This window comes from Hymenobacter sp. AT01-02 (assembly GCF_000961955.2).
Lineage (GTDB): Bacteria > Bacteroidota > Bacteroidia > Cytophagales > Hymenobacteraceae > Hymenobacter > Hymenobacter mucosus.
Map to the genome: position 1 here is coordinate 1 of NZ_JZIR02000140.1, position 11880 is coordinate 11880.

Annotated in this window: 3 protein-coding genes and 2 pseudogenes; 2 read left to right on the top strand and 3 right to left on the bottom strand. The window is 55.4% G+C overall.

The features are described from left to right. Positions 1 to 504: 504 nt before the first annotated feature. From VI25_RS21195 to VI25_RS21205, 3 genes and pseudogenes are all read right to left on the bottom strand, one after another. Positions 505 to 1952, bottom strand: a pseudogene (locus tag VI25_RS21195) (TolC family protein). Then, positions 1945 to 5130 (bottom strand): annotated as a pseudogene (locus tag VI25_RS21200) (efflux RND transporter permease subunit). The pseudogenes VI25_RS21195 and VI25_RS21200 overlap by 8 nt, the downstream one beginning before the upstream one ends. A gap of 86 nt (positions 5131 to 5216) precedes the next feature. Beyond that, the gene (locus VI25_RS21205; protein ID WP_045689848.1) at positions 5217 to 6302 is read right to left on the bottom strand and encodes an efflux RND transporter periplasmic adaptor subunit; all 1086 of its coding nucleotides are present in this window, start codon (positions 6300 to 6302) and stop codon (positions 5217 to 5219) included. 755 nt (positions 6303 to 7057) lie between these two features. On the opposite strand from VI25_RS21205, the gene VI25_RS21210 reads away from it, so the two are divergent. Both VI25_RS21210 and VI25_RS21220 read left to right on the top strand, forming a co-directional pair. Further along, a complete protein-coding gene (locus tag VI25_RS21210) occupies positions 7058 to 8293 on the top strand; it encodes a carbohydrate-binding family 9-like protein (protein WP_082455763.1) in 1236 nt (411 codons plus the stop codon). A gap of 728 nt (positions 8294 to 9021) precedes the next feature. Next, on the top strand, positions 9022 to 11880 hold a 2859-nt coding region (locus tag VI25_RS21220; RefSeq protein ID WP_082455765.1), incomplete at its 3' end, for a SusC/RagA family TonB-linked outer membrane protein.

Genomic DNA, 11880 nt, shown 5'->3' on the forward strand with positions numbered 1-11880 from the left:
AATAATATAAATATTATTATAAAGTAATGAAAGCCTGAAACAGCACTGCTGAGCTGTATTTTTATATAACGTAACCAAGTGCCAGCTTCTCGTGGTAGCTGATCAGTAGCTTATTTTTTACGCAGTAAGCAATTATCAGACAGTAGATAGGAGAAGCAAGACTAGCAATGGACCGGTACGGCATCAATAGCATAGAACTCAACTGCTATTCTAGAAATTACGCTATTCTGCCGAGGCCACTACCCGCTTTTCTTCGTACCAACGTCCCTACACCTGTTTTCAGGCAGAAAAAGCCGCCGCAACCGGGTGGTATTTGTTTCCTGCACAACCCGGCGCGGAGGTTAGTGCCCACGCTCACTACTAAAAGAGCGCCTGCCGGATATCAGCAGACGCTCTTTTGCGAGTAGTTAACCCAGGGTCAGGTTTTGGGTAGCGCGCCTAACTGGTAAACCCTACCCTGGTAGGGCAGCGGGTACGCTTGTTTCTAGGCTATTACCCGACTACCTACTGCCAGCCACCACCCAAAGCCCGGTACACATTGACCATGGCATTTAGCTGCTGGGTTTTGGTTTCGATCAGGTCGAACTTCGATTCCAGGGCGTCGCGCTGGGTGAACAGCACCTCGGTGTAGTCGGCGCGAGCCGAGCTGAACAGGCTGTTGGAAATCGTGGTAGACTGGTTCAGGGCCTGCACTTCCAAGGCTTTCTCGTTGTAGCTTTTTTCCAGGTTGCTGATGTTGGCAAGCTGGTTGGCTACCTCCACGTAGGCGTTCAAGATGGTCCGCTCATACTGGTAGGCAGCCTGGGTTTGCACAGCGTTGGCGCTGCCGTACACGGCTTTTATCCCGTTGCGGTTGACCAAGGGCGCCACCAAATCACCCGCCAGGGAGTACAGCATAGATTCGGGCGTAGTAAAGAGCAAACCCGGCTTGAACGCTTCAAACCCAGCCGACCCCGTAATGCGCAACGCCGGGTAAAAGTTGGCCCGCGCTACCTGCACGTCTAGCTTAGCGGCTGCCAATTGCTGCTCCGCCTGCCGGATATCGGGGCGGTTTTGCAGTAGCTGTGCAGGAATGCCTGCCTGAATGGTCGTCGGCACCAAGTCGTTGAACGAAGCATCGTTGCGGGTGATGGGCTGCGGATATCGGCCCACCAGAAAATTGATGCGGTTTTCCGTTTCTACAATGCGCTGCTGAATGTTGTACTGCAAGCTGCGCGTGTTATGCACCTGGGCCTCAAAGCGCTGCACTGCTAGCTCCGTCACTCTGGCCGATTCCTTCTGGAGCCGTACCAGCTTCAGGGCATTGGTTTGAATTTCAATGTTCTGCCGCACAATGGTTAGCTGATTGTCGAGGGCCAGCAGTTCATAGTAGGAGTTGGCAATTTCGGCAATCAGGTTGGTCACCGTGAAGTTCCGGCCCTCCACAGTAGCCAGGTAGCGCAACGCCGCCGATTTGCGGGCGTTGCGCAGCTTGTGCCAAATGTCTACCTCCCAGCTGGCGAAGGCACCAATCTGGTAGTTGGCCAGCGGGTCGGGGTTGCGCTTTTCGGGTTGGATGTTTATTTCCTCTTCCGTAGCCCCCCGCAAGGTGTACCGGCCTGGGCGCTCAGCCTCAGCCTTAGCACCTAGTCCTACAAAGGAAGGTACTCGCCTTTGCGAATTTGGACTTCGTTGCGGGCAATCTGAATTTCCTGCAAGGCAATGTTCAGCTCCTGGTTGTTACGCAGGGCCGTGTCAATCAGGGCCGTCAGGTTGGGGTCAGTAAAAAACTCCTTCCACTGCGTTTGGGTCGCAGCGGTAGCGCCCGGTGCGTTGGTGCCTTGGTCGTTGCTGTAGCTGGCCGGCACGGTGCGGTTCACGGCTTTCTCCGCCAGTCTGGGGGTAGCGCACCCCGCAACCGCCAGCATTAAGCTGGCGGCGCTGAGGCACTGATAAATGCGTTTCTTAAGCATGAGCTTCTATTTCTTCAACTAAAACGTGCGGCTCGAACTCCGACAGCGGGTGTTCGTTTTCGTCCCCAATCAGCTTGCGGCCCTCCGACAGCGTACCGAAGATGTAGTACAAGCCAGGGACCAGCACGACCCCGAAAATGGTACCGAACAGCATGCCCCCGAGGCCGAAGTACCGATGGTGCGGTTGCCAATAGCACCGGCGCCGTGGGCTATTACCAGCGGAATCAAGCCAGCAATAAAGGCGAAGGACGTCATCAGAATCGGGCGGAAACGCACCTTCGCCCCTTCAATGGCCGCGTCGCGCACCGACATGCCTTCCTCGTGCTTCTGCACCGCAAATTCCACAATCAGCACGGCGTTCTTACCCAGCAAACCCACCAGCATGACCAGGCCTACCTGCGCATAGATGTTGTTGGCCAAGCCCATGGTTTTAATCAGTAGGAAGGAGCCGAACACCCCGGCCGGCAGCGAGAAAATAACGGCCAGTGGCAGCAGGAAGCTCTCATACTGCGCGGCCAGCACCAGGTACACGAAGGCTAGCACCACCAGGAAGATGTAGATGGCCTCGTTGCCGCGGCTCACTTCGTCTTTCGACAAGCCGCCCCAGTCGATGTCGTAGCCGCGGGGCAGGGTTTTGGCGGCCACTTCCTGCACGGCCTTGATGGCCTCACCCGAGCTAAAGCCGGGAGCCGCGTCGCCGCGGATGGAGGCCGTGGGGTACATGTTGTAGCGGTTGATTTCGTTGGCGCCCTGGCCTTTCACAATCTTCATGAAGGCCGACAGCGGCACCATTTCGCCTTTGTCGTTTTTCACCCACAAATCCAGAATGTCTTTGGGCAGGCGGCGGTACTCGGGCGAGGCCTGCACGAACACCTTGAAGAAGCGCTGGTACTTGATGAAACCCAGTTCGTAGGTGGAGCCTACCATCACGCTCAGCGTATTCATGCGTTGCCGATGCTCACGCCTTTCTGCATGGCCAGCTGGTTGTCGATCTGCAATTCGTACTGCGGATAGTTAGCCGAGAAGAACGTGAACAGGCCGGCTAGCTCTTTGCGCTTCTTCAGTTCGGCCATGAAGTCCTCGTTCACTTTTTCCAGGGCCTTGTAGTCGCCGGTACTGGTTTTGTCGAGCAATTGGAGTTGGAAACCACCCGCGGCGCCGTAGCCGGGTACTGCTGGCGGCTCGAAGAACTCGATGGTCGCGCCAGGAATCTCCTGCGCTTTCTTCTCTAGGCTTTCCACAATTTCGTGCACTGACTCCTTGCGCTCTTCCCAGGGCTTGAGGCTGATGAGCAGGGTACCGGCATTGGAGCCACGGCCTTCGGTAAGCACCTCATAACCAGCCAGCGACGAAACACTTTCGATGCCAGGCACCTTCTCGGCCAGCTTCGAGAGCTGTTGCGAAAGGGCATTGGTACGTTCCAGGGTGGAGCCGGGCGGCGTCTGAATAATGGCGTAGAGCATGCCCTGGTCTTCGGCCGGAATGAAGCCCGAGGGCAGCGTGGAGGAGATACCGAAGATGCCCACCCCGAAACCAGCCAGAATCAGGAAGGTGAGTACGCGGCGGTCCACTACTTTCTCCAGAATGTTGGTGTAGCGGCCGGTCAGGCGCTCGAAGCCGCGGTTAAACCAGTCGATAAACCGGTTGATAGGCGTTTTCTTGCGGGGCTGGCCGTGGTTGTTCTTCAGAATCATGGCGCACAGCACCGGCGTCAAGGTCAGGGCCACAATACCGGAAATGACGATAGACGAGGCCATCGTAATCGAGAACTGGCGGTAGAAAATACCCACCGGGCCGCTCATGAAAGCCACCGGCACGAATACCGCCGTCATCAGAATGGTAATGGCAATGATGGCGCCGCTGATTTCGCCTACTACCTCGCGCACCGCGCCGTAAGGCGAAAGGTGCTTCTCTTCCATCTTGGCGTGCACGGCTTCCACCACCACAATGGCATCATCGACCACAATACCGATAGCCAGTACCAGGGCGAAGAGCGTTATCATGTTGATGGTCATGCCGAAAGCCTGCATGGCAATGAACGCGCCCACCAACGACACCGGCACCGCAATAATTGGGATGAGCGTGGAGCGCCAGTCACCGAGGAACAGGAACACCACCAGGGCCACCAGAATAAAGGCGTCACGCAGGGTGTGAATTACGTTTTCGGTGGAGGCGTCGAGGAAGCTCGACACGTCGTAACTGATTTTGTAGTCCATGCCGGGCGGCATCGTCTTTTTCAGTTCCTCCAGTTTGGATTTCACGCTTTTGATTACGTCACTGGCGTTCGAGCCGTAGGTCTGCTTCAGCATGATGGCCGCCGAGGGGTAGCCATCGAGGTTGGAGTAGATGTCGTAGAATTCCGAGCCCAGCTCCACGTTGGCTACGTCTTTGAGGCGCAGCGTTTCGCCATTGGAGTTGGCCTTGATAATCACGTTCTTATACTCCTCCACGTCGTTGAAGCGGCCCTTGTAAGTCAGCACGTATTCCAGCGCCGAAGCTCCTTACCATCGGAGCGGCCGATGCGGCCCGGCGAGCCTATCACGCTCTGGTCGTTGAGGGCCTCCATTACGTCATCCACGGAGAGGTTGTAGGCCCGCATCCGGTCCGGCTTCAGCCACACGCGCATGGCGTACTGGCGAGAACCCAGGATGCTGGCGCGTCCGATACCGTCGATACGCTGGATTTCGGGCAGCATGTTCACCCCGGCGTAGTTGAACAAGTACCGCATGTCGGTATTCTTGTCCTTGCTGTAGAGGTTTACATACATCAGCATGTTCGGCACCACGCGGTTTACCACCACGCCTTCGCGCTGCACCAGCACCGGCAAGCGGTTCAGAATCTGGGCAATACGGGTGTTTACGTTTACTACCGCCTGCTCGGGGTCGGTGCCCAGGTTGAACACGATTTGGATGTTGGCCTCCCCGGCCGAAACGGCGTCGGAGGTCATGTACTTCATGCCGGGTACGCCGTTGATGGCCTGCTCCAGCGGAATGAGCACCGATTCGGTGAGCACCTTGGCACTGGCGCCCGGATACGCCGTGCTTACCATTACCATCGGTGGCGAAATCTCCGGGAACTGGGAGTTCGGAAGGGTCTTAATAGCCAGAATACCCAGGAATAGGATTACCACCGATATAACGATGGCAAACACGGGTCGGCGAAGGAATTTACTGAACATGGATATCAGCTGTTGGCTACTAGCTGTTAGCTGTTAGCCGTTAGCAACATCACGCGCTAACAGCCAGCAGTTCACAGCGAATAGCTTTATTCAGAGTCGGTTTTCAGGTGGGCGACAACCGACTTCGGCTCTTGGTAGGAGTACCTGATTTTGTCGCCGTCCTTTACTTTTCGGATGCCTTCCAGCAGGATTTTGTCGGTGCTGGCCAGGCCGCTGGACACCACGTAGAGGTCGGGCATTTCCGAGGCCACTGTAATTTCCTTCTGGTGCACCTGCTTCTTGTCGTCTACCACGTACACGAACTTCTTTTCGAGCACCTCAAACGTGGCTTTCTGCGGGATAATGAGGGCGTGCTTAAGCGGCACCGACATGAGGATGCTACCCGTTTCACCATTGCGTAGTAGGCCTTTGGGGTTCGGGAAAGTAGCCCGGAAGGCAATGTTGCCGGTTTCGTTGTTGAAGTCGGCCTCAATGGTTTGCACCACGCCGGGCTGGTTAAACACCTCGTTGTTGGCCATCAGCAGCTGTACTTGCTGGTTGTCGGCTTGGGCGTGGGCTTTGTAGGCCAGGTACTCGGCTTCGGGCACGTTGAAGTACACCCACATCTTGCTGTTGTCGGAAAGCGTGGTCAGCAAGTCGCCTTCATCCACCAAGCTGCCCAGTCGGGCCTGAAAGTGGTCCATGATGCCCGTGAAAGGCGCTTTGATGGTGGTGAACTGCAAGTGGGTTTGGGCCAGGCCAACTTCGGCATTGGCTTTATCAAACTTGGCCTGGGCCAGCGCCAGCTCACTTTTTGATACTACATTGTTATCGGCCAGCTTCTTGGTGTTCTGGTACTCCAGCCCCACGTAGTTGGCCTCGGCCTGTGACTTTTTCAGCTCGGCCTGGTAGATCAGGGGGGTAATCTGGAACATGACCTGACCTTGCCGCACCGTCTGCCCCTCGTCCACGAAAATCTTCTGGAGGTAGCCCTTTTCCAGCGCCCGTAGCTCAATGTGCTGAATGGAGTGAATCTGGGCCACGTACTCTTTGGTAATTGTCGTGTCCTTGGCCAGGGGGCTGGTCACCAAAAGCTTGACCTTCTCTTCTTTCTCCTTCTTTTTTTCTGAGCAGCCTGTTAAGCAGTACAAGCTGCTGCAGCTCATTAGCACGAGCAGAAATACTCTGTTCATAAAAACCTTAGATACCATGACTGGGGATTGGTGATCCTAGAAAATGTTGTTTGGCGTGAGCACCGGAGCACGTTGGCTTGGTTCAGCGGTGCAATGAAAGCGTAAGCCAAGTCGTGGTGGGGGCTTCGTTTTTGGCTGGTTAGCCCGTTGGCAGTAGGAGGGCTGGTGAAGCGTAACCCCGATGTTCTGTGGCGGGGCGAAGCAGCCTATTCGGTGTTCTTGCATGCTTGACCGCCGAGTTTGAGGATGCCGCGGCTGCCTCCGGACGGCCAACAGAAAGACCTGGTATGGCCTGGGGGAGGATGGCAAAAGCTAAAGGAAGTGCCGCGCTGCATGGTTGGTGTTGGATGCTTAGTGGCACAAAACACTCACCTCGAGATGAAGACGTTATGAAGGAAAGCTCTTTTTGCAACGCGCATCGGTGTTGTTGAACCCTGATGATGCTCCTTGCCAGTAGGCTACTCGTGCCCTAGAAAGCATGCTTTGCAGCCCGATTTTGTTGCCCTTCCTTATAAGGCAGTATGATGATAAAAACCCATAAAACGCCATCTAAGGCTACAAATAGGTAAAATGTTACTCGCATAACACTATATTACTAGTGTTACTAAAGCAGCAATGATTTGTAAAAGCAGTAGATTATTAAGGTGAGCTACACGAACGGTTACCTGACTTGAACCCTAGATGTACTACTATCGGATCATCTCATTTCTCGTCCTACATAGAGTGCTTTAGGCGTGAGCCTGTAACTTGCCCGCATGCAAGTTTCCTTACGTAGTTCAGTACGGCGGCCCTGCGTAGGCTGGTATGGTCAATGCCTGGAAGGCAAGAAGTCGCCAAGAGCCGCTACCTTGCCCTCGCCACGCCCTGACCGTGTTGGGGTGGTTGGGCCGCTTGCCTGGGGTAGCAAAAGCTGGGCTAGTCTGGCGCTACTGCTGCTACTCACTAGGACAGCCCAAGCGCAAAAGGCTTTTCAGGGCTTGGAAGAGCTGTTCACGACGCCCCAGGGCTACGTGGTGCAGCATACCACGCAGGCGCTGACTATGGACGGCAACCTGCAGGAAAGTGCGTGGCAGCAAGCTGCTTGGACAACCGAGTTCGTCGATATTGAAGGCAACCGAAAGCCGCGCCCAACTTGGTCAACCAAGGTGAAGATGCTGTGGAACGATTCGACGCTGTTTGTTGCGGCTACCTTGCAAGAGCCGCAGGTATGGGCCACGCAAACCCACCACGACGACATCATCTTCAAGGACAACGACTTCGAGGTCTTCATTGACCCCGATAACAATACCCACCAGTATTTCGAGATTGAAGTAAATGCCCTGAACAAAACGTTCGAGTTGTTTCTGCCCAAGCCCTACCGGAACAGGGGCGACGCCTTGGTGAGCTGGGACGCTGCTGGCCTGCGCTCCGGCGTGCAGGTGCAAGGCACCCTAAACCACTCCCAGGACACGGACACCGGCTGGACCGTAGAAATGGCCATCCCCTTGCAGTCTTTGCGCATGGGCTACCCTTGGCAGCAACCCAAGGAGGGCGCGCTATGGCGCATCAACTTCTCACGAGTAGAATGGGATACGCGGCCTGTGGATGGCCGAAATGATAAGCTTACAGATGCCAAGGGCACTAACTTGCCCGAGCACAACTGGGTATGGTCGCCGCAGGGCGTGATTAATATGCACTACCCCGAGCGTTGGGGGTACTTACAGTTTTCGCGCATCCCTGCTACCACATTCCAACTGCCCTACGGTGAAAAGCAAAAGCGCTACTTATGGCTGGTGTACTACCGGCAGCAGCGCTACCACGAGAAAACGGGCCGGTACGCAACTACATTATCCGACCTAGGCATAGAGCCCCAACCTACTATTGAAGCCCGAACCAATCAGCTCCAACTCATGGCTACGGCCAAGCAGTTTACGGCTACCATTAGTGCCGCGGGCACTACCGCCTGGAGTATCAACGACGAAGGACTACTAGAAGCTCCGGGGGCTAAATAATCGGCAGCCCTGCCGCTAGCTCCTTCCGGTGTAACTGCCTTGGTAGGGGTAAAAGCGGTAAGCTCTGCAATTGGATGCTCTCAGCTACGCCTTCTGCTACCTAGGTTTGCACAGGTAAAATGGGCGCATACCAGGCTAACATTGAAACGCCCAGTGCAAATGCACCGGGCGTTTCAGTATCAGGAAGCCGGAACACTACCTACTGTAGAATTTGGTGCCTGCTTTTTACAGCAGGCAGGGCTCTGGCTTGGATGGAGCAGTGCCTTCCTTCTCCTCCTTGGGGCTGGGCGCATCACTTTTGGAACAGCTGGTGGCTTGAAGAGCTATACTAACCAGGAGGGCGCCAAGTACTGCTTTCGATAGTTTCATAACGGTAGCGGGTAGTGCAAAGAGTGGATATGGTTGTTTTGTGTATAGGAGTCTTCTGTTCCCCTAAGGGTTGCATTCAGTAATATCTAGTGTCTTAGCTTCTGGATACATAGACCGTAGCCTGCTTACAGAAAGCGTACTTAACCTGAACTGATGAATGTGAAGTAAACCATGTAGCATGCCTGATTAGGATGACACGGTAGTGTTAAGTAATAGTACTATTCCGAATAAAGACTGCTGTTAGCTAGCAAAAATCGGGGCTGTTCAGCAGGTGGATAGATAAACATTTGGTGTTTGTGTGGTAACATTCCCATAAACGGGGCCGGGTAGTTTTGCCACAAACAAATCTGCCCCATTTCATGTCCACAAGTGGTTTAGCGCGAGTCCTACGGCTCAGCGCGACGGGTACTGCCTTGCTTTTTCTGAGCCATACTACTGCTGCACAAAGCCAGTCCATCTCAGGTTTCGTTACGGATGAGAAAGGAGAGGGGTTGCCGGGGGCAACGGTGGTAGTGAAAGGAACCACTACGGGTGCTACTACCGACACAGAAGGACGCTATACACTCACTGCGGCTTCCGATGCTGTACTGCTGGTGACCTACATCGGCTACAGCACACAAGAAGTAGCAGTAAGTGGAAAAACAACGCTGAATGTGCGCCTAGCCGCCGACGCCAAGCAGCTGAATGAGGTGGTTGTGACGGCGCTCAACATCACGCGGGAGCAGAAGTCGTTGGGCTACGCTACGCAAACAGTAAGTGGGGAAGCCTTGCTGGAAGCGCGGCCTAACAACTTTGCGCAGGCCCTCTCGGGCAAAGTGGCGGGGCTAAACTTGGTTTCGACGGGCTCGGGGCCGGTGAACTCAACGCGCATCTCCCTGCGCGGCGATAATTCTTTGAATCCTAACGGCAACAATGCCTTGGTGGTGCTGGATGGCATTCCCATGAACAGCGGCCTTACCAGCTCGGGCGTAGGTAGCGCCTACGGGGCGGGCTCCGGCAACGACGTGCCCGTAGATTTTGGCAACGGTATTGCCGACATCAACCCCGATGATATTGCCAGCATTACGGTACTGAAAGGTGCCAGCGCAACGGCCCTCTACGGCAGCCGGGCGGCCAACGGGGCGCTCATCATCACTACCAAAACCGGCTCTCGCAAGAAAAAAGGCTTGGGCGTGACCGTGAACAGCAATTCAAGTATCAATACTGTGCTGAAATGGCCTGATTACCAGTATGAGTACGGGCAGGGTACGGGCCGCTCGTTTAACGCCAATGGCGAGATGTACTACTCCTACGGAGCTTCTCCCGACGGTGCCAACACGGGCAGCACGAGCAGCGCCTTCGGGCCAAAGTTTGCCGGACAGCTCTACTATCAGTACGATCCGGCGACCCAAGCCCAATCGGCGGAGCGCGTGCCGTGGGTGCCCTACAAAGACAACATCAAAGGATTTTACCGTACCGGCTCTACGTTTACCAACAGCGTGGCGCTAGAAGGTGGCAATGAAACCAGCTCGGCGCGGGCTTCCGTCACGCACTCCAAAAACCAGTGGATTATGCCCAATACGGGCTACGAACGGCTGACGGCCGCCTTGAGCGTCAACCACACCGTGGCCTCCAAACTAAAGCTGGCGGGCAAAGTGAACTTCACTAACCGCACGAGCGACAACCTACCCGCCACCGGATACAACAACCAGTCGTTGTCGTACTTCATGATTTTCCAGAACCCCAACGTGCCGCTCGACGCGTACCGTACCATCTGGAAAAACGGCTACAACCAAGTAGACCAGGTACACCCGTTCAGCTCGTTTATCGATAACCCGTACCTGATTGCCTACGAGATGATTAATGCCTCGACCACGCGCACCACCGTGGGCAATATTTCGGCTACGTATGATTTCACGAAGAGCCTAAGCCTGCTGGTGCGTTCGGGCCTAGCCATGACCCAGGAACGACGCGAAATGCGCCGCCCGTACAGCACGGCTAACTTTCAGAAAGGCTACTACAAACAGCAGGATATCAGCAACTACGAAGTCAACACTGACTTTCTACTAACCTACCACCGGCAGTTCAACACCCACTTTGACGTGCGGGCCTCCGTGGGTGGTAATGCTATGCGCCGCCGCAACCGCAGCACCGATGCCGCAGTGCGCGATTTGGTAATTCCGGGCGTGTACAAGCTAGCCAACGGCCTGAGCAGCCCGCTATTAGGTCTCAATGCGTACGAGAAGGATATCAACAGCAATTATGCCTTGGCTACGGTGTCGTACGACGATAAGATCTTCGTGGACCTGACTGGGCGTAACGATTGGTCCAGCTCCCTGCCGGTGGAAAACCTGCCGTTTTCCTATCCTTCGGTAAGCACTAGCTTTATTCTAAACGAGCTGCTGCCCATGCCGGCCTCTATTTCGCTGGCTAAGCTTCGGCTTTCGGCCGCGAAAGTGGGCAACGACACCGACCCTTATGGCAACAACAAGTACTACAACCGCAGCGACTTTGCTGGGGCAGGCTCGGTGGCTACTACCCTCTACAACAAGAACCTAAAGCCGGAGCAAACCGTCAGTTACGAAGCCGGTTTGGAGTACCTGATGTTTCAGGGCCGCCTGGGAGCCGATGTGACGGTGTACCAGAACACTACCCGCAACCAAATTCTGGAAGTGCCCATTGACCCTACCACGGGCTACAGCCGCGCCCTGCTGAACGCGGGCGCCGTGCGCAACCGGGGCGTGGAAGTTGTGCTCAACGCTCGCCCTGTTGACAACAACGCCTTCAAGTGGAAAAGCACCGTTACCTGGTCTCGCAACCGCAATAAAGTGCTCAGCCTGGCCGGGGGCCTGGAAGACCAACAGGTGATTGGAACAGGCGGCACGGCTACCCTACTGGCTACGGTAGGCGGCACTACCGGCGACATATATGGCTACGGCTTCGACTACTCGCCCGACGGCAAAATCATCTACAACAAAGACGGCCTGCCAGTACAGCCCGCCAACATCAAGTACATCGGGCGGGCGTACGCCGACTGGAAGGGCGGCTTTCTGAACGAGGTGTCCTACAAGAATTTTCGGCTGAGCGTGCTGTTCGACGGGCAGTATGGCGGCATTATTTACTCGCAGACGCACCACAAAATGAGCGAGCAGGGTAAGCTGAAATCTACCCTGCCGGGCCGCGAGGAAGGCTACATCATCGGCGACGGGGTAGTGGCAAATGCCGATGGTACCTACTCA

Coding starts and splice junctions, on each gene's coding strand:
- VI25_RS21205 (WP_045689848.1), bottom strand. CDS start 6,302: ATGAACAGAGTATTTCTGCTCGTGCTAATGAGCTGCAGCAGCTTGTAC.
- VI25_RS21210 (WP_082455763.1), top strand. CDS start 7,058: ATGCAAGTTTCCTTACGTAGTTCAGTACGGCGGCCCTGCGTAGGCTGG.